The organism is Sphingopyxis sp. (assembly GCF_050725655.1).
In the GTDB taxonomy this organism is placed as follows: domain Bacteria; phylum Pseudomonadota; class Alphaproteobacteria; order Sphingomonadales; family Sphingomonadaceae; genus Sphingopyxis.
In genome coordinates, this window is record NZ_JBOHHT010000112.1 from 1 (window position 1) to 18,393 (window position 18,393).

Here is an 18,393-nt window from a genome sequence, read left to right on the forward strand (position 1 = left end):
ACGGCAATCTCTATGTCGCAAACTATCATGACAACAGGATAACCAAAGTGGATCCGGGCGGCGGCGTCTCGCTGTTCGCCTCGGTGTCGGACAAAGGTCTCTCGCACCTCTGCTTCAAGGGCGACCAGCTCTATGTGGCGGCTTTTCGTTCGCATGCTGTTTACCGGATCTCCGCGACGGGTACGGCCACCCGCATTCTGGGAAACGGCGAACGCGGCATGGTCGACGGTGTCGGCGACAGCGCCAGGCTGTCCTTCCCCTTTGGCATCGCCTGTCACCCCTGGGCATCGCGGCTTTATCTCAATGAAGAACCCAATCCCGCTGAAGGCATGATCCCCCGGCGATCGAGCGTGCGGGTGGTTCATATTCGCGAATGACCTGCTTCCCGCGGCTTCGACGCCAGCGCAACGCCCAAATTTGAAAGGCAACTCGATGAGACGGCTTATACAGAATCTGATGCTGATCATGCTCTTCCCGGCGCCGCTGTGTGCACAGGAATTGAACGCAAATGTCGAAACGCCGACCGAACATTCGCAGAGTCAGGCACAAATGACACTGAAGCGTGCCGCTGATGCTTTCGGCGGGACTGACGCGCTGCTGGCGATGGGCGCGATCAGGGTTGCGGCCAAGGGGCATTCCTTCGCTCGATTTCAATCTCCGAGCGCGGCGCCGCCGTTCAAAGGCGCGTTGCATGAAACCGATCTGTTGCTCGACCTTCGGAACAGGAGGCTGGCGTTCCACTATACGGACGATCAGGGCGGCGTCCTTCGCCGCAACCTGACGATCATCGGCAGCGGCGAACCCCGCATCTATAACCTGCACGCCCGCAGCGTCAGACCTTTTCCAGCGCCGCCCTCGTTCGAGCGCGAACTGGCGGCCCATTCGCGCAGATCCCCGCACCTCCTGATACGTCACGCGCTCGCCAATCCGCTAGAGCTCCGTTCGCTGGACAGCGCGACGTTGGCTGGCCGCGCGCACGATGTGATTTCCTTTCCCATGCCCGATGGCGTTCAGGTCGCGCTGTTTGTCGATCGCGCGAGCGGGCTCATCTCGAAATTCGACACATTATATTCTGACATCTTGACCGGAACCGAAGCGGCCGAGACCCTTTTCGAGGATTATGTCGGCAAGGGTTTGGGCAGATATCCGCGCACCGTAAGGCTCAGGGAAGCCGGGCATGAAACGTTGCTCACCGATCTCTCGGTCGCGATCGACCCTTCGTCGACGGACCAATCATTTGCTTTCGATGCGACGGGCTATTTGCCAGTAGGGCCCTCGCAGCCAAATCCCGAGAGAATCGAAGAACTCGGCAAGGGTATCCATGTTCTGCACAGCGTCTCGGATCCGCAGCACAATGCGTTGGCAGTCGAGTTCGAAAATTATGTCGTCGTGGTTGACGCGCCCCATTCGAGCGAAGGCGGCGAGCGACTGATCAAAAAGGTCGAATCCCTTGTTCCCGGCAAGCCGATCCGCTTCGTGGCGCTCACCCACCATCATGACGATCATATGAGCGGACTGCGCAGCTTTATCGCCTCGGGAGCCACGGTCATAACGACGCCAGGCAATCGCGGATTTATCGAAGCATTTGCAAAAGCGCGCCATGGCGACCGACTGGACGCCGAGCCGCGGCCTCTGCGGCTCGAAATGGTCCGAAACAGGAAGCTCGTGTTGTCGGATGGCAAGCGGACGCTGGAGCTCATCGATGTCGGTCCAAACCCTCATGCGCAAGAAATACTGATCGCGTATCTCCCGCGCGAGAAGATCGTGTATCAAAGCGACCTGTTCCAGATACCGAGCAATGAGGGGCCGACGGGCCCGGCGCCATCCTCGTTCGCCGCCTTTGCCGAGGCCATCGACAAGCTTGGCCTCCAGATTGAAACGATCGCAGCCGGTCATGGCAGGACCGCAACGATCAAGGAGTTTCGCGAGCGGATGAGCTTTCGCCATCCGCCAGGCTGAAGTCGGCAATTTTCGAGCTTTTGGCAACCAGTCCCACGCGACGCGCTCGCGTCGCGCGGCCAAACCTCCCCGGATGATTGCAGGTTATCAGGACAAGGTCTTTCATGCGAAACGATCGAAAATCAGGGTTCGGCATTGTCGGCCCGGCGCTTGCTCTCGCCTTTCATTCGCCGACGGTTTGGGCCCAGCGTGCGAACGAAAACGCCGTCGCATCGGCGTCCGATGCCTTTGGTGTCACGGTCGGGGACGAGCAGATCGGCGTTTATTCAACCGACAACGTCAGGGGGTTCAGCCCGATCACGGCTGGCAATCGCCGCCTTGAGGGACTCTATATCGACACCGTGAATGCGGCGTTGACCCGGCGCCTTGTTTCGGGATCGAGCGTGAGGGTGGGGCTGCCGGCGCTTGTCTATCCTTTCGCTGCACCGTCGGGCATCATCGACTACCGACTTCGTCCCGCCGGCGACGAGTTTGTCGCCAGCGTGGTGGTCGGCCGTCCCTATTATAAGGGCGGTTATGTCGAGGTGGATGCACAAATTCCGGTTTTGCCGCACAAGCTGGCAGTGGCGGTGGGCGCCGGCTATACCCACAACGACTATGCAGATGGGCGCGCGACCCAGGAGTTTACGGCGGCCGTAATACCGGGGTTGCGATTTGGCGGCGGCGCCCTGACAGCGTTTTGGACATTCGCGGAAAACCGCGGCGACACCGGCGCACTCATGGTAACGTTGGGTCCGTTCCTGCCGCCCGATTTCAAACCGGGACGGTTCAAAGGCCAGGGCTGGGCCGACCGGCTCCAGCGCACCCATCATTATGGCCTCATCGGACATATCGACATCGCGCCGGACTGGCGATTGAGCGGCGGCGCATTCGAAACCCGCTCCACCCGGCGCCGCTCTTATGTCGATCTGTTCCTTGATGTCGCGCCGGATGGGAGCGCACAAAATATCATGATCGCGGAGCCGCCGTTGCCGGCCCGATGGACGTCCGGCGAAGCGCAGATTATCTGGTCGCCGAAAAGCGATGCGTTGGCACACCAATTCACCATGTCGTTACGTGTCCGGGACAAGAAGCTGGAGCAGGGCGGCGGTGGCTCCGCACTCCTTGGTCCGGCCCGGATTGGCGTGGCCAATCCAGCGCGTCAGCCAAACTTCACGTTTCAGCCGACAACATCCAATTCGGTGACCCAATGGTCCCCGGGCATTGCCTATATCGGACGATGGCGCCGTTTGGCCGAGGTCAACGCCAGCGTCCAGAAGTCGAGCTACCGGCAGACTGTTTCGCGCAACGGGATTTCGGCGCGCACGGACGCGGATGCGCTGCTCTACAATATCGCTGTCGCGCTCCAGCCGACAAGCTGGCTGACCGTCTATGGCGGGCATGTGAAGGGTCTTGAGGAAACAGCCGCGCCGCCCCAGTTCGCCTCGAACCGCGACGACACGCCCCCGGCATCCCAGACCCGCCAGTGGGATGCAGGGATACGCCTGTCATTTGGCGACACACGGCTTGTCGCAGGCGTTTTTGAAACCACACGGCCATATTTTGCGACCAATTCCGCCAATTTTTACACAAGGCTGGGTGAACGACGTAACCGCGGCGTCGAACTATCCGTCGTTGCCCAGCCATTGAATGGCCTGCGTGTCGTTGGCGGACTGATCTATTATGATCCTCAGGTTGTCGGTTCGCCAACGACGCTGGGACGAACTGGTCGGCGACCGCTTGGTTCGACCGCGATCAATGCCCGGCTCGATCTCGACTATGACGTGGCGCAGATAGACGGGCTGTCGCTGCAGATGACGGCCGCCTATACCGGACGCGTCATTGCGAGCACCGAAGGCTATGCCGAACTCGACGGCGGGCAGCTGCGCGTTCCGGCGGCGGCGACCCTTGATGTCGGCGTCCGGTATCGTTGGCAGATGGGCGACGTGCCAGTGGCGGCCAGGCTGAGCCTTCAGGACATCACCGATGAACGGATATTGCAAGTTTCGGGAAGTAACGGCTTCTCCTTGCGCAGCTCGCGCCGCATGAGCCTCCAGCTCTCGGCGGATTTTTGAGTTTTGTGGCTCTTCCCCGGCTCGCTACATGTTGCTGCACGGTGCCGTATTGGCCTTTTCAAGTGGGCCGGATAGCACTATACGGTGCCGTATCCTGCTATCCCTTATATCGCGCAATCGACGGGTCCAAGGCCAGCGCGTGAGGGAGGGCGGGTCCGTATCCAAGGCAGGCCGCCTGTTCGGCCCCAGGAAAACAAGACATGAGAATGCTGACAAAGCCGGTCGCCATGCCGCCCGATGACGCCCACCAAATTCTCGCGCGCGCTACCTTTGCCGATCGATATGATATGAAAGTTGCCGGCTCAAACCTGAACGCCGCGGAAGCCACAATGCGCATTTTCACGCGCGTACCGCGCTTTGTCGAACTTCTGCTGGCCTTGCGAAATATGATCGTCGGCCCGCTTGGCCTCAAAGCCGGTCTGCGCGGCGAAACCAGTCGCCTGCGAATTGGCGACCTTCCCGTGATCTCGATTTCCGATCACCGGGTGGTACTCGGTATGGACGACAAGCATCTCGATTTTCGTGTGTCAGTGGATGTCGGCACGCATGACGACGGCAATCAACTTGTCTCGGTCGTTTCCGCAGTCAGAGTGAACAACGCATTTGGCCGTATATATCTGAAGGTCGTCGCGCCATTCCACCGCCGGATCGTGCCTTGGATGATGATGCAGGTTTGTCGCCCGTCGGAGACCGGGGTAGACGAAATATGCTGATACTTCTTGTTGCGGCAATCTTGCTCTTCTCGGCTTGCATCGTTCATTCGTGGCTGGGCGAAGTGATGATTGTTCGCCCGTTGCTCGCAGCATTGCCTGCGGCGGGAGTGTTTGGAGAGGGTCATTATGCCCGCACGATTTTGCGGTTGGCGTGGCACGCAACGTCGATCGCCTGGTGCGGCATTGGAATAGCTATCGCCGTCATGGCGGTCGCTCCGGCTTCAAGGCAATGGGCGCTGACCTTGACGGTCTTTGCGGCAACGTTCTGCGTGACCGCGATAGCGATGCTGGTTACGACGCGCGGACGGCACAAAGGATGGCTCCTGTTTCTGGCGGTGGCCATATTGTTGCAGGTGGCGACTGCCTGCGCATTTGCATGACGGCCTTCCCGATACGCAGCGTTTTTCAGGCAAACCCGTTCATGGCGCAACAAAGCCATGACCCAACCGCCGTCACAGTCCGCGCGCATCCGCGGTCAGGCTATGCTTGCCCCGATGATGGAGACCTCGGATGATCAAATGGGCTGGTTGGCTCATCATCTTATACGGAGCGGCCCACACGCTGGGCGCTCTCCTATTGGAGGGTGCCGCACGCCACGCTGGGGCGTGGTTCAGCGGGGAGCTATGGGAAGACGATCTTGCCAATATGAGCCCGGCCAACAGCGCCTTGTGGTTCAGTCTCGACAGCTTCGGCATACCGCTCGTGGTGATCGGCCTGATGATATTGTGGATGGACCGCCGCGGTATCGTCCCGCCCTCGTTCGTCGCTTGGACACTGGGGATCTGGACCCTGGTCGATGCTGTGATCCTGTTGCTCACACCATGGCCGATCCTCCTCCTCGCGAACATATTGCTGTTGGTCGGTGTCCGTCGGGCAAGGCCCTCCTGACTTAACGGAATTGCCCTCATGGCATTCAGGTGTCGAAGGCGATCCTAGTCGGTGCGATATGCAGAACCCATCAACGCTATCATCAACACCGGCAGGGTCAGTTCAATGCCGGTCAAGACAAGGAAAAAGTCACTGGGCGGCCCCACTTGCACAATCGAGACCAGCCGCGCCAAGCCGCCGGCGAAAAATAGCGCCAGGAGAAATCGAGCCTGCGTAAGCCGGGCGGCGAGGCTGCGCGCGCACCAGATCAGAGCGATGCCGAAGCCGAGGAAGAAGATGGCGTAAAAGCGATGCTCGCTGTCTACGGTTGCGCTCGCGTGGCCCGCACCAGGGATCGCCGAAAGTCCGAGGGCGATCTGAAACAGCGCGATAACGGCACAACTGGCACCAAGGCTGTACAGAAGGGCAAAAAGCAGGCGTGTTGAACGTTTCGTAGCGTGCGTCATTCCATCGTCCTCACGACAAGATCGGGACCGTTATGCCATCTCGGCCCGGTCGACCGGGTGCTGCCAGCGGCAGGCAACACCGAGCCTGTTCCACAAGTTGATCATGCCTATGATGAGGGTCAGATTGACGATCTCACCGGGCGACAGATGTGTTGCAAGTTCATCAAAGGCGTCATCGGTGCCTTGCTGGCCCGGGTTGCGCGTCAAGGATTCCGTCCAGGCCAGAACGGCGCGCTCGAGATCGGAGAAAAGGGACGACTCGCGCCAGACGGAAACGAGATTGATGCGCTGCATCATCTCGCCATGCTGGCTTGCTTCGCGAGCATGCATATCGACGCAATAGGTGCATCCGTTCAGCTGAGATGACCGGAGCCTCACCAGTTCGACCAAGTTTCGATCCATCCCGCTGCCCGACAGCTTTTTCTCAATAGCGAGCAACGATTGCATGATGTCCGGAGACTCCTGAAAGGCATCGAGACGTTGCATCGTCAAAGGTCCCTCTGGCCGGTTTCGCTGCTCAGGCTGTTCAGCGCTGCACGCACAATCGAGGCATAGGCGGCATTGCTCGCGAGGGAGGGGGTATAGCGCCGCGCGGTGTAGAGACCGATCAATGCGAGATAGATGCCCTTCGCGAGAGTTTCGGCGGTTTCCTTGCTGCCGCCGAGTGCCTGAAGCTCCTTTGCAACATAGTTCACCCGAACGGTGTCCACTCCTGCAACAAAGTCTCCAACGTCCCGATCCTGCGCGGCCCACGCACGGATAGCGCCCTCGACGCCAGAAATTCGCAAGCCATCCGCATGTTCTTCGAGTGAAAGCGCCATGAGCGCCTCAAGGCGCTCGCAGGGCTCGGGGATCGCGTTCACCTTGGCGATCAGGCTGTTCGTCAGGTCATCCTTCCAATAGTCGAGAACGGCGCTCAACAAGTCGGAACGATCTTTGAATCGCCAGTAGAACGGCGCCTTGCTCACACCGATCTGCGTCGCCAACCGCTCGATCTTGACCGCGTCGATCCCGCCTTCAGACAGCGCGTTCAACGCTGCGATAACCCAAATGTGCCGCGATGGCCCTTCACTGCGATCCGTCAATGTCGATCTCCGGCGCCAAATATACGGCACCGTATATGGACGTGAATGTTTGAAGGCAAGCCTCGTCGACCATGGCTGGCGTAGAATGGCTATGGGCAGTTGGGCGGCAAGAAGCACAGGCGGATCAGATCGACCGCGCCCGGTCATAAGCGGCGAGGCCGGGCTTATAGCTCTTTTCGTCGATGAACTGACGCAATCCCTCGTGCCGCCCCTGTGCGTCATGGAAATTGGCGGCTTCCTGCGCGCGGACGAGATAGTCTTCGGCATTATCATAGGTCATCTCGCGGACGCGGCGGATCGCGTCTTTGGTCGCCTTGAGCGCAATGGGGTTCTTTGCCAGCAGCACCGCCGCGATCTCGCGCACGCGCGCCTCGAGCCGGTCGCGCGGGACGGCCTCGTTCACCAATCGCCATTCGGCCGCCTTGCGCCCGTCCACCGGCTCGCCGGTAAGCGCGTGATACATCGCATCGCGCATGGGGATCAGGTCGCTTACCACCTTGGTGGCGCCGCCGCCGGGCAAAATACCCCAGTTGATCTCGGACAGGCCAAACATTGCCTCTTCGGCAGCTATCGCGAGATCGCAGGCATAGAGCGGGCCATAGCCGCCCCCAAAGCACCAGCCGTTGACACATGCGATCGTCGGTTTCTGAAACCAGCGTAGCCGCCGCCACCAGCCATAGGCTTCGCGCTGCGCCTGACGGACGGCGCCAAGACCCCCGGCTTCGGTTTCGCGGAAATACTCCTTCAGATCCATCCCTGCGGACCAGGCGCTGCCTTCGCCCGAAAGTACGAGCAGGCCGACATCGTCGTGAAATTCGAGTGCATCGAGCACTGCGTCCATGCGACGATTGAGCTTGGGGCTCATGCTGTTGCGCTTGTCGGGCCGGTTGAAACGGACCCATGCGATCCCGTCTTCTATGTTAAAGGCGACGCAATCATCGCCATTGCCTGTGGTCGTCATGATGAAGATCCTTGATTTCTACTTGTCGCGGGTCTGGGTGCGGGCGACATCGACCAGCCAGCCGCGCAGCAGCGCCGACTGATCGGACGAGAGCGCAGCTTCCAGATCATGTTCAAGCGCGTGGACGCGGAGGCGGCACGTCGCGAGCAGCGTGGCGCCCTCCGCCGTTAGCGCGAGCCGTTGGATGCGGCCGTGCACCGGATGCGGGGAACGCGCGATCGTACCCGCGCGCAGCAAGTTGCTGACAATCACGCTCAGCGTTTGCGGCGTGAGCAGCGACAAGCGTGCGATATCGGCGCTCGAAATGCCGGGATAGCCATCGATGATCGTCAGCACCGAAAACTGCGGTGGCGTCACGTCGAGATCGGAAAGTGCGCGCGCCATGGCGAGGCGAAATACACTCGCCGCCTGCATCAACAGATAGCCGATCCGGCCGGCGGTGCCCCGCTTGCCTTCGCCCGGGCGGGGGGCGGCGGAATCCGGCTTGCCCATATTGTTAGAGTTCGTATATGTCATTCGAGTTCTGATATTATGCCGGGCAGTGCTTGTCCAGCGGCAAAAAAGGGAAATGCCATGATGACGACCCGCGAGATCAACCGCGCCTGCCTGTTCCGCCACACCGCTGCGGAACATCGACACGACATGGCCGAGACACTGGCGACGCTGCACGCCGACTGCCATTTCGAGGATCGCCCGGTCGGGCTGACGCTCGACGGGCGCGAGGCGGCGCAGCGCCATTATGAACTGTGGTGGGGGGCGTTCGGGATCGTCACCGATGAAGGGCGTCTGCATTGGGCCGCCGACGATCTGGTGATCGGCGAAGCGGTTTTCGCGGGGACTCATACCGGCCCGTTCCTTGGTATCGCGCCGACCGGCAGGTCTGTCCGCTTCCCCTTCACCGTGGTTGTCACCTTTCGCGACGGGCTGCTCGCCAGCGAACACTTCACCTATGATCTGAACGGCTTGCTCCGCCAGATCGGCCAGCCTGCCTTTGATCCGGTCGGCGAACGAATTATATAATACATATGGAGTCTTGAAAGATAGAAATATGTATTTTATAGTCCATGCATGATGCCGATGGAACCCCACCGTCCTGACAGGCAGGCCGAATGTGCCGCATCGTCGCAGGCAGCTGACGATCGTGCATGGCGTCAGGTTCGCGACATGATTGCCGGGCTTGCGGCGGCGGATACCGAGCGGGTCGTACTTAGGGAAAAGGTGCGCGGCGTCTGGCGGGACTGGACCTGGCAGCGGCTGACGCGCGCGATTGCGGACATCGGGGCGGCGGCGTTGGCACAAGGGTTCAAGCCAGGCGATGTCGGCTGCATTCTGGCGCAAACACGCCCCGACTGGCTGGCAGCCGACCTCGGCCTGCAGTGTGTGGGCATGGCATCGGCGGGGCTGTATCCCACCGAGCCCGCCGCAAAACTGGCCTGGCTCGTCAACGATTGCGGGGCGCGGATCGTCTTTGTCGATACCGCCGAACAAGTGGCCAAGCTCCGCGAGATTCGCGATCGCTGCCCCGGCATCGCACGCATCGTCATCTTCGACGAGGGTGCGGTGCCGCGAGAGGATCCGCTATTCGTGTCGCTTGCCGCCTGGTGCGCATCGGGACGCGCGGCGTTGGCGCGCGATCCCGCGATGGGCGTCGTGAGTGACGGCCGGTTGGCATCCGATTCGACCGCGATGATTGTCTATACTTCGGGCACCACTGGCCGCCCCAAGGGCGCGATCATCACGCATGGCAACATCGTCAGTCAGGTGACTGCGATCGGACCCGCGCTTGCGATCGAAAGCGGCTGGCGTCGCCCTGCATTCCTGCCGCTCTGCCATATTGCCGAGCGCAGCATGGGCTATGTGGCGCTGGCGAACGGCGTCGTCTCTTCCTTCGTCGATGGCCCGGCCGCGCTCGGTCCTGCACTGCCAGAGATCAGGCCGCAGCTGATGCTGGGCGTGCCGCGTGTCTATGAGAAGATCAGGGCCGCGGGCGATGCCTGGATAGAAAGCGCCCCCGAACCGGAGCGGACGGCGCTTCGCGGTGCGCGTGACCGGGCGATGGTCATCGCCGGCGCCGCAATGGCCGGCGAAAAGGTCGACGCGGCTATGCAGGAGGAGCTCGCGGCGCTTCAGGCGGGACCGTTGTCGGCGTTGCGTGCAGCGCTTGGTCTCGATCGGGCGCGTCGGCTGCTATGCGGCGGCGCCAGGATCCCCATCGACGTGCACGGGTGGATGCGCGCGATCGGCGTTCCCGTCGATGATATATATGGCATGACCGAGTGCGGCACGGTGACGCTGAGCCGCGATTCCCGGCGAAGTCCCGGGCTGGTGGGAACCCCGCTGCCGCATGGCACCGTCCGGCTGTCGCAGGCCGGCGAAATTCTGGTGCGCGGTCCGCATGTTTTTGCGGGCTATCTCAACCTTCCCGACAAAACCGCTGATGCCCTTCGCGATGGCTGGCTGTACACCGGCGACGTCGGCCGGATCGATACCGAGGGCCGGTTGATACTGATCGACCGGATCAAGGACATCATCATCACGTCGAGCGGGAAAAATATCGCACCTTCGGCGATAGAGGCGGCGCTGTGCGCCACGCCCCACATCGCCGAAGCGGTGGTGGCGGGGGACGGGCGCCACTATCTGACGGCACTGATCCTGCCCGATCCGGATGCGATGGCGCGCACCTTGGCGGAACGCGGCCAAGACGGTGATGCCACGTCGCCGGCGGCGCACGCGCTGGTAGCGGAGGATGTTCGCATCGCGAACCTGCAGCTGTCGCGCATCGAAAATGTCCGCGATTTTCGGATACTCCGGCGCGCATTCGTGCCGGGCGACGAAGAAGTGACCGCAACGCTCAAGATCAGGCGATCAATCATCCTTCGCAACCATGCGGCGTTGGTCGACGAGATGTACGCGCCAGCCGCGTGAAACGTTGCGGGTTCGTAGCGGGGCGCGTGCGGCCCGTCAGTCAGGAGAAAGTGCAGGCATGACCATTCGGCTCGACCGTCTCGAACGGTTCGATATTCACACCCCGCAGAGCTCGCTTGACGAAATGCAAGCGCGGCTGGCGCGTTATCGCCCCCCCACCGAGCCGGTGGATGCGGGATGGCGCTATGGGGTCGACGGCACCTGGCTCAAATCGCTGATCGCTTATTGGCAGGACGGGTTCGACTGGCGCGCAGCCGAGGCGCGGCTGAATCAGTGGCCGCATTACCGCGCGCGGCTGGATGTCGGCGGCCGCGAAATCGCGGTGCATCTGATCGTCCAGCACGCCGCGCGCGCCGACGCACCGGTCGTGCTGCTGACGCCGGGCTGGCCGTCGAGTCTGATCGAGTATCACGAGCTGATCGGCAGGCTGAGCATGCCGGAACGCTATGGCGGTCGGGCGACTGATGCGGTGCACGTCGTTGCTGCCGAGCTTCCTGGTTTCGGGCTGTCCGAGGCGCCCGCCGCGCCGATGACGCACCGCGCGATGGCGGGGCTTTGGCGCACGCTGATGGTTGATATTCTGGAAGTACCCCGTTTCTTCATGCACGGCGGCGATTGGGGATCGGTGACGGGGTCCTGGCTTGCTTTCGACCATCCGGATTGTGTGCGCGGGCTGCACTTGAGCATGCTGGGACTAAGGCCAGCTATCGATCGAGAGGCGGCGCCGCTCGGCGAGGCCGAGATCGGCTGGCTCACGGCCACCAAAAAACGACTCGACGCCGATGGCGGTTACCGCGAGCTGCAAGCGACCAAGCCGACGACGCTGGCGGTGGCCCTGTCGGACTCGCCCGCCGCACTCGCCGCCTGGCTGATCGAGAAATACCATGGCTGGTCGGGGCAGGAGGTGGACGAGGATCCCGCGATCGATCGCGATCAGCTTTTAACCGCGGCGACCCTCTATTGGACGCTCGGCAACTTGCCCACCGCGAACTGGATCTATTGGGCGGACCGCAACCTTGGCAATTTCGGCCTCGCAAAAGGCGAGCGGATCGAAATACCGACGGGCTTTTCGATGCACGGGGGAGGCTTCTTCCCGATCGCGCCGCGGTGCTGGGCTGAACGCGCCTACAATGTCGTCCAGTGGGACGAGCATCCCGCGGGGGGACATTTTGCCGCATGGCTGATGCCCGAGCCCGTCGCGGCAAGTCTTTTCCGCTTCATCTCCGCCTGTCGATAATATAATACATTGATTGTTGTATTACACAGAAAAATGTATCATATAAAAGTCGTGCTAAGGAGGAAGAAACATGCGCATTTATGATCAAGGCGACACGATGCCGGACGAATACAGGACGGCGCTGCTGCATCTCCTCACCTTTCAGGCGGATTCGGAATATGCTGGCGCGCAGCGCGTAGGGGAGAACCTGCAATTCGCGCCGCGGCCGGAAGAGGCGTACCGGCTCTCCAAGAAGACGATGGAGGAATATGGTCACGCCTTCTATCTGTGGACGATCCTCGAGCCCTTGGGCGTCGATGTAAAGGCGCGGATGGCGGAGCTCAGAGACAATCCCGAAAACCCTGATCCAAAAAAAGTAAATATTATCAACGGCTTTCGTCGACCCTATTGGCAGCAGCAATTCAAATGCTGGGAAGACGTGGCGATGATGTCCTGCGTCGTAACGCCCGGCGCGGTCATCTTTCTGAACCAATATACCAAATGTTCCTATTTGCCCTGGGCCAAAGTGTCAGAGCGTATCGCGCGCGAAGAGGTGGGGCATATGGGCTTCGGCCTGTGGGCGGCAAAGCGGATCATCGAATTCGACGGCGAGGCAGGACGCGAGCGGCTGCAGCGCCGTGTAGCGAAATTCCTGGCGATGGGACTCGGCACCTATGGCCGACCTTCGGCGCCGGGCAGTGTCCAGTCGCAGAATTTCGATCTCTATGCCGACATGGGTTTGAAGGTGCTCAAGCCCGAAGACGCGCAGGCGGAGTATCTGGAGCTGGTCAAGAAGCGGCTCGACGAGGCCGGACTGGATTTTGTCGAGGGGATCGAGCCCGATTACGACCAGCGTATGGGGTATGCGATGGACGACGAGGAACTCGAACAGCCTGCCGTTGTTCAATAGGGCTTTGAATAGACCGAGTGGGCTGGCGCGCGGGGCGCGGCCAGCATGGACATGAAGCGCAGGCATTATCCCAATGCCTGCGCTTCATTCGTTTCTGTCAAAGCGACGAAGGTGAGGGCAGCTCGCGCTGCGGTGGCATAACGCTACGGTTCAGTTGACCGCGTTGTCGAGCCGCTCCTGCACAGCGCGGCGCAGCTCACCGAACCGTTCGACGGCGTCTTCATAGGCATCTCGTGCCTCTACATAGACCTCCACCAGATCCGCTTCCGGCCCGTCGGCGAGGATCCGCGCGTGGATTGCGTCGCAGGCGTCCATCAGATCGTCCAGTTCGCTCAGATGTGCCGCATAGTGTTCGGCCGCGGTGCGGACGGGCCCGCTCAGCGCGTCGAGTTCGGGTGCGCGACCGCTCGGAAAGTGGAAGTCCGAGTGCAATAGGTCCCAAAGCCCGGCGCCGCTGTCCCGTTGAGCCTCGGTGGACAGACGATAGCCAAAGCGCCGGAGATTCTCCCGGCGACCCAGTTCGTTCGCTGCGATAGACATGTCGTTCTCCTCTGTTAGCGGTGGTTGAAGACGGGCGCACGGCGCTCCGCAAAAGCGCGCATTGCCTCGGTCTGATCTTCAAGCGCAAAGGTGGTGTGCAGCATCCGGCGCTCGAACTTCACGCCCTCGGCCAGCGTCAGCTCGTGCGCGCGGTTGATGCACTCCTTGATCATCATCACTGCGGGCAGGGAATGACCGGCAATCTTCCCGGCGGTCTCGATCGCCACGCTACGCGCCTGTCCGGCGGGCACCAGCCGGGTGACGAGGCCGATCTGCGCGGCTTCCTGTGCATCGATCATGTCGCCGGTCAGGCACAGTTCCATCGTTCGGCCTTTGCCGATCAATCGTGTCAGGCGCTGCGTTCCCCCGCCACCGGGCAGGATCCCGACCTTCACCTCGGGCTGGCCGAAGCGCGCGGTTTCGTCGGCGATGATCATATCGCACGCCAGCGCGACTTCGCAGCCGCCGCCGAGCGCATAGCCCGCGACCGCCGCAATCACGGGTTTGCGGCAATTGGGTACGATGTCCGAATTGCGCGCCGAGAAATCGGCGAGATAGGCATCGGCAAAGGTGTTGCGCGTCATCTCCTTGATGTCGGCGCCGGCGGAAAAAATGGTATCGCCGCCGGTCAGCACGATCGCGCCGATTTCGGTGTCGGCCTCGAACGCACCGAGCGCCGCACCAAGCGCGGTGGCGAGCGGCTGGTTGAAGGCGTTCTTGGCCTCAGGGCGGTTCAGCGTGGCAACGCCAACGCGCCCGATCCGCTCGATCAGAACAAGACTATCGGACACATCATTCTCCCACGCTGGTGAAAACGGGGGCGCGGCGCGCGCGAAATGCGGCGATGCCCTCGGCATAATCTGGGGTCAGGGCGAGCCGGCCCTGGAGGTCGGCTTCGGCGGCAAGAACGGTGTCGAGTCCGGCCGCGCCCAGCGAGCGCAGCAGCGCTTTCTGCCCTTGGAACGCAATCTGTGGGCCGGCAGCGATGCGCTCCGCAAGCGCTGCCGCGTCGGCCATGAGCTGCGCATCGGGAACAACCCGATCGACCAGTCCGGCGCGCGCTGCTTCGGCGCCGCCGATCGCATCGCCCGTATAGACCATTTCGAAGACGCGGCCGATCGACATGCGGCGCGGCAGAAAATGGTGCCCGCCCGTGTCGAGCGCGCTTCCGAGCCGGGCGAAAGGCGATGAAAAGCGCGCCGCATCGCCGGCGAGTACAATATCGCAGGCGAGCGCAAGGCCCAGGCCGACACCCATCGCATGGCCGTTAACTGCAGCGATCGTGGGTTTGGGCAGATCGAAAAGCGCCTGTACCATCGGGTTGATGCTGTCGCGGAGCAGCGCCCCCGCATCCTCGCCGCCGATCGCATCGGCGGCGTCGCGGCCCGCGCAAAAGGCCCGGCCTTGCCCGGTCACGAGCAGGCAGTGGACTGCGGGGTCGGTCGCGCTGCGCTCGAACAGACCGCGCAGCGCGTCGACATCGCTGATGCGGAGGGCATTCATCTTCTCGGGCCGCGCCAGCACGACCATGAGCACCGTGCCGTGAAGCTGCGTCTCGAAGCCGAACTCCTCGCTCATGGCGCGAACTCCTCGGTGCCGCAGCGCGCGTCATGATCGGCGAAGCTCTCGCCATTCTTCACCAGCTCGGCGAGCAGGTCGGACGGGCGCCAATAATCACCGTAGCGGGCATGATAGCCGCGCACCCGTTCGAGGACAGCGGCCAGGCCGAGCGTGTCGGCATAGGCCATCGGGCCGCCGCGTCCGGCAGGAAAACCATAGCCCGAAGTATAGATGACATCGAGGTCGGAGGCGCGATCAGCGATCCCCTCTTCAAGCACTGCAGCGCCTTCGTTCACGACGGTGAGCACGCAGCGTTCGACGATCTCGTCGGTGCCGATCTCGCGCTGCGCGATGCCTAGCCGGCGAGCTTCCTCCGCCGCCATGCGCGCGATCTCGGGATCGGGGCGCGGGTGGCGCGGGCCGTCGGGATAGACATAATAGCCCATGCCCGTCTTCTGCCCATGGCGACCCTGTTCGACGAGCAGGTCGGCCATGCGGCAATAAGCGGCATCGCCGGGTAGCGCCTGCGAGACCTCCTGACGCGAGCGATAGGGAACGTCGAGCCCGACGACATCGGCCACCGCGAAAGGCCCCATCGCGTAGCCGAAATCCTTCAGGACGCCATCGATCTGCGCGGGGACGGCACCTTCGAGCAGCATCATGTTGACCTCGCGCACCAGACCCTCGATCATCCGGTTGCCCGCAAAGCCAAAACAATTGCCGACCACCACACCCACCTTGCCGAGCTGCACGGCAAAGGCGCGCGCGGTCGCGAGAACATCGGGCGCTGTCTGGCCGCCGCGGATGATCTCCAGCAGGCGCATGACGTTCGCCGGACTGAAGAAATGCAGCCCGACAACCGACTGCGGTCGGGCCGTCGCGGAGGCGATTGCGTCGAGATCGAGCGTCGAGGTGTTGCTCGCTAGCACGCAATCCGCGCGGCAGGCGGCGTCGAGCTGACGGAACACCGCCTGCTTGATCGCCATCGTTTCGAACACGCTTTCGATGACGAGATCGGAATCGGCAAGCGCGGCGTAATCCTGTGTCGCGGTGAGCCGGGACAAACGCTCGGCGCTTTGCTCGGCAGGCCAGCGGCCGCGTTCGCCCTGGACCAACAGATCTGCGGCGATGCGCCGTGAGCAATCGTCGAGTGCCTCGCGGGATTGATCGATCAATACTGTGTCCAGCCCCGCATAAAGGCATGCGAGTGCGATGCCGCGCCCCATTGTGCCGGCGCCGATCACTCCCACTTTCGCGACCGGACGAGCGAGGAGAGCGGTGGTCGTCCGCGTCGCCAGCTGCTCGGCCTCCGCCAGATAATCGGCGGCGTTTTTTCCCCTGATTGACGTGTCAGCCTGCATCATTCGGTTCCTGTCCTGTTGTTTTGGAAAGTTCGGCCAGCGCCGCACGAACGAGATGGCGCGATAGTTTGCCGTTCTCGGTCTTGGGCAGCATGGGAAGAAGGACGAGCCGCTTGGGCGTTTCCATCGCCGAGAGGCGCTCGCGGAGAAAATCCTGAAGCTCGACCAGCGTCAGCGCGGTTCCCGCGCGCAGCGCCGCGACGACGATGACCGTTTCGCCGCGATAGGCATCGGGCATGCCGACCGCCACCGCTTCAAGCACCGCGGAATGTTCGAGCACGGCATGTTCGACGACACCGGGATAGACCTTGTATCCGCTACAGATGATCACATCCTTGATGCGATCGATCACATAGAGCACCCCGTCCGGCGTGATGCGGCCAAGGTCGCCGCTACGGAAAAGGCCGTCGGGCGTCGTTTCATTGGGGTCGAGTTCGCGACCCCAATAGCCCGTGAACATGGCCGGGCCGCCCAGGCATATTTCGCCTACTTCGTCGTGCGCTACCGTTTCGCCCGGCGCCCCGACCCTGCGGATTTCGATCTGCATGCCGGGCACGGGAACACCCGTCCCGCTCTCGTGCCCCTCGATCCCCTCGGCGGGCATTGCGGCGCCGCCGCAGCTGGTTTCGGTCATCGCATAGCCCATCTGGACGTGCAGCCCGGTCAGCGCATGAAAGGTGCGGGCAAGCTCCGGCGCGAGCGATGCGCCGCCGCCCATGACATGACTGACCCCGCGCCAATCCACCGACGCAACGTCGGGATGCGCTGCGATCGCGCTCACCATCGTGGGCACTGCGGTCAGCATCGTGATACGGCGCGCGCCGACGAGCGCGATCAGCTCATCCACCGAGAAACGCTCGGTCAGGACCACCTCTCCCGCCGCGAGCACGGGCAGCGCGACGAAATGGATAAGGCCGGCAATGTGCGTCATCGGGGCGGCGGCATACCAGGCCTCCCGGCCATCGCGCAGGCGGTGCTGCCAGTTCCGCATCTGGTGCGTGGCATGCCAGATGCTGCCATGAGTGATCATTGCCCCCTTGGGCGCGCCGCTGGTGCCGCCGGTATATTGGATCATGGCGAGGCTCGCAGAATCTAGCGGTCGGCCCGCGCGCGGGGCTGCGGCGATCAGTCCGGCCAGCGTATCGGCGGATGGAGGCGCGGCCGCCGGATCGCGCTCGATCAGATCGCTCGCATCGTCACGGCACAGGATCAGCTTCGCCCCCGTTTGCGCGGCAAGCGTGCTGGCCCTGGGTTGCTGCTCGGGATCGTCAGATGCGACGATCAAACTCACCCCCGCATCGCCGGCGTTGTTGGCAAGTTGCCTGATCGAATAGGCCGGGTTAAGGCCGACACCCACGGCCCCCAGCCGCCACAAGGCGAAGCAGAGCAACGGATAGGTGGGCAGGTTGGTCATGTTGAGGCCGACGCGATCGCCCGCTTCCACGCCAAGGGCATGCAGGCCACCCGCGATCCGGCTGACGATCCGCGCGCTTTCGGCGAACGTCCAGGATCGTCCGCGAAAGCTGAGATGGGTACAATCGGCATGATCGCGCGCCGCGTCCTCGAGCAGTGTCCATAGAGGACGGGCAGACGGCGTGGTGCGTTTCAGCCCCGGAGGATAGTGGCGCTCCCACGTCGCTTTCTCATCGGCGGAATCCGTCATCGTATCAGTCTCGCTTTATGATGTTATACATTTTTTGTTTGATACTTATCAAGAATGTATTTTGAGTCTCTTGGGCGCTAGCCACGCTGTTTCCTCCCTGCCCGCGGGAAAA

Annotated in this window: 20 protein-coding genes; 10 read left to right on the forward strand and 10 right to left on the reverse strand. The window is 62.4% G+C overall.

Features of this window, described 5'->3' with window-relative positions; translation table 11 throughout:
* The 6 genes from ACREBX_RS16820 to ACREBX_RS16845 all read left to right on the forward strand — a co-directional run.
* The coding region (locus ACREBX_RS16820; RefSeq protein WP_431562887.1) for a hypothetical protein at positions 1–377 on the forward strand (377 nt) is incomplete at its 5' end.
* A 79-nt stretch (positions 378–456) separates the two neighbouring features.
* Positions 457–1,959 (forward strand): MBL fold metallo-hydrolase, encoded by a 1,503-nt coding sequence (locus ACREBX_RS16825; protein WP_431562888.1) that lies wholly within the window; start codon positions 457–459, stop codon positions 1,957–1,959.
* A gap of 104 nt (positions 1,960–2,063) precedes the next feature.
* A complete protein-coding gene (locus ACREBX_RS16830) occupies positions 2,064–4,013 on the forward strand; it encodes a hypothetical protein (protein ID WP_431562889.1) in 1,950 nt (649 codons plus the stop codon).
* 200 nt (positions 4,014–4,213) lie between these two features.
* Positions 4,214–4,726 carry a DUF2867 domain-containing protein gene (locus ACREBX_RS16835; protein ID WP_431562890.1) on the forward strand — a complete coding sequence of 171 codons (513 nt, stop codon included), beginning with the start codon at positions 4,214–4,216 and terminating at the stop codon, positions 4,724–4,726.
* Positions 4,720–5,106 (forward strand): hypothetical protein, encoded by a 387-nt coding sequence (locus ACREBX_RS16840; protein WP_431562891.1) that lies wholly within the window; start codon positions 4,720–4,722, stop codon positions 5,104–5,106. Before ACREBX_RS16835 ends, ACREBX_RS16840 begins: the two co-directional genes overlap by 7 nt.
* Before the next feature lie 130 nt (positions 5,107–5,236).
* Complete coding sequence (locus tag ACREBX_RS16845) at positions 5,237–5,614, forward strand: DUF6463 family protein (protein ID WP_431562892.1); 378 nt, start codon at positions 5,237–5,239, stop codon at positions 5,612–5,614.
* Positions 5,615–5,658: 44 nt separating this feature from the next.
* On the opposite strand, the gene ACREBX_RS16850 is transcribed toward ACREBX_RS16845, so the two are convergent.
* From ACREBX_RS16850 to ACREBX_RS16870, 5 genes are all read right to left on the reverse strand, one after another.
* Positions 5,659–6,060: a DUF4345 domain-containing protein gene (locus ACREBX_RS16850; protein WP_431562893.1), complete on the reverse strand. Its 402-nt coding sequence runs from the start codon at positions 6,058–6,060 to the stop codon at positions 5,659–5,661.
* A 30-nt stretch (positions 6,061–6,090) separates the two neighbouring features.
* Positions 6,091–6,546, reverse strand: coding sequence for a carboxymuconolactone decarboxylase family protein (locus ACREBX_RS16855; protein WP_431562894.1), 456 nt, complete (start codon positions 6,544–6,546; stop codon positions 6,091–6,093).
* Between the two features lie 2 nt (positions 6,547–6,548).
* Positions 6,549–7,145, reverse strand: coding sequence for a TetR/AcrR family transcriptional regulator (locus ACREBX_RS16860; RefSeq protein WP_431562895.1), 597 nt, complete (start codon positions 7,143–7,145; stop codon positions 6,549–6,551).
* Between the two features lie 124 nt (positions 7,146–7,269).
* Positions 7,270–8,106, reverse strand: coding sequence for a p-hydroxycinnamoyl CoA hydratase/lyase (locus tag ACREBX_RS16865; RefSeq protein WP_431562896.1), 837 nt, complete (start codon positions 8,104–8,106; stop codon positions 7,270–7,272).
* An 18-nt stretch (positions 8,107–8,124) separates the two neighbouring features.
* Positions 8,125–8,622, reverse strand: a complete 498-nt coding sequence (locus tag ACREBX_RS16870; protein ID WP_431562897.1) for a MarR family winged helix-turn-helix transcriptional regulator — start codon at positions 8,620–8,622, stop codon at positions 8,125–8,127.
* Between the two features lie 57 nt (positions 8,623–8,679).
* Here ACREBX_RS16870 and ACREBX_RS16875 point away from each other — a divergent pair, with 57 nt between their 5' ends.
* The 4 genes from ACREBX_RS16875 to ACREBX_RS16890 all read left to right on the forward strand — a co-directional run bounded on the left by ACREBX_RS16875 (position 8,680) and on the right by ACREBX_RS16890 (position 13,157).
* Positions 8,680–9,126, forward strand: coding sequence for an ester cyclase (locus ACREBX_RS16875; RefSeq protein WP_431562898.1), 447 nt, complete (start codon positions 8,680–8,682; stop codon positions 9,124–9,126).
* Between the two features lie 57 nt (positions 9,127–9,183).
* A complete protein-coding gene (locus ACREBX_RS16880) occupies positions 9,184–11,031 on the forward strand; it encodes an AMP-dependent synthetase/ligase (protein WP_431562899.1) in 1,848 nt (615 codons plus the stop codon).
* Between the two features lie 58 nt (positions 11,032–11,089).
* On the forward strand, positions 11,090–12,268 hold the full coding sequence (locus ACREBX_RS16885; protein WP_431562900.1) for an epoxide hydrolase family protein: 1,179 nt from the start codon (positions 11,090–11,092) through the stop codon (positions 12,266–12,268).
* A 70-nt stretch (positions 12,269–12,338) separates the two neighbouring features.
* Positions 12,339–13,157, forward strand: a complete 819-nt coding sequence (locus ACREBX_RS16890; RefSeq protein ID WP_431562901.1) for a Phenylacetic acid catabolic protein — start codon at positions 12,339–12,341, stop codon at positions 13,155–13,157.
* A 150-nt stretch (positions 13,158–13,307) separates the two neighbouring features.
* Here the strand turns inward: ACREBX_RS16890 and ACREBX_RS16895 are convergent, their stop codons facing one another.
* The 5 genes from ACREBX_RS16895 to ACREBX_RS16915 are packed head-to-tail and all read right to left on the reverse strand — an operon-like array spanning position 13,308 to position 18,281.
* Complete coding sequence (locus ACREBX_RS16895; RefSeq protein WP_431562902.1) at positions 13,308–13,697, reverse strand: hypothetical protein; 390 nt, start codon at positions 13,695–13,697, stop codon at positions 13,308–13,310.
* Positions 13,698–13,711: 14 nt separating this feature from the next.
* On the reverse strand, positions 13,712–14,488 hold the full coding sequence (locus ACREBX_RS16900) for an enoyl-CoA hydratase-related protein (protein ID WP_431562903.1): 777 nt from the start codon (positions 14,486–14,488) through the stop codon (positions 13,712–13,714).
* Between the two features lies 1 nt (position 14,489).
* Positions 14,490–15,275 (reverse strand): enoyl-CoA hydratase/isomerase family protein, encoded by a 786-nt coding sequence (locus tag ACREBX_RS16905; RefSeq protein WP_431562904.1) that lies wholly within the window; start codon positions 15,273–15,275, stop codon positions 14,490–14,492.
* Complete coding sequence (locus ACREBX_RS16910) at positions 15,272–16,621, reverse strand: 3-hydroxyacyl-CoA dehydrogenase NAD-binding domain-containing protein (RefSeq protein ID WP_431562905.1); 1,350 nt, start codon at positions 16,619–16,621, stop codon at positions 15,272–15,274. Before ACREBX_RS16910 ends, ACREBX_RS16905 begins: the two co-directional genes overlap by 4 nt.
* Positions 16,608–18,281 (reverse strand): class I adenylate-forming enzyme family protein, encoded by a 1,674-nt coding sequence (locus tag ACREBX_RS16915; RefSeq protein WP_431562906.1) that lies wholly within the window; start codon positions 18,279–18,281, stop codon positions 16,608–16,610. Before ACREBX_RS16915 ends, ACREBX_RS16910 begins: the two co-directional genes overlap by 14 nt.
* Between the last annotated feature and the right edge of the window lie 112 nt (positions 18,282–18,393).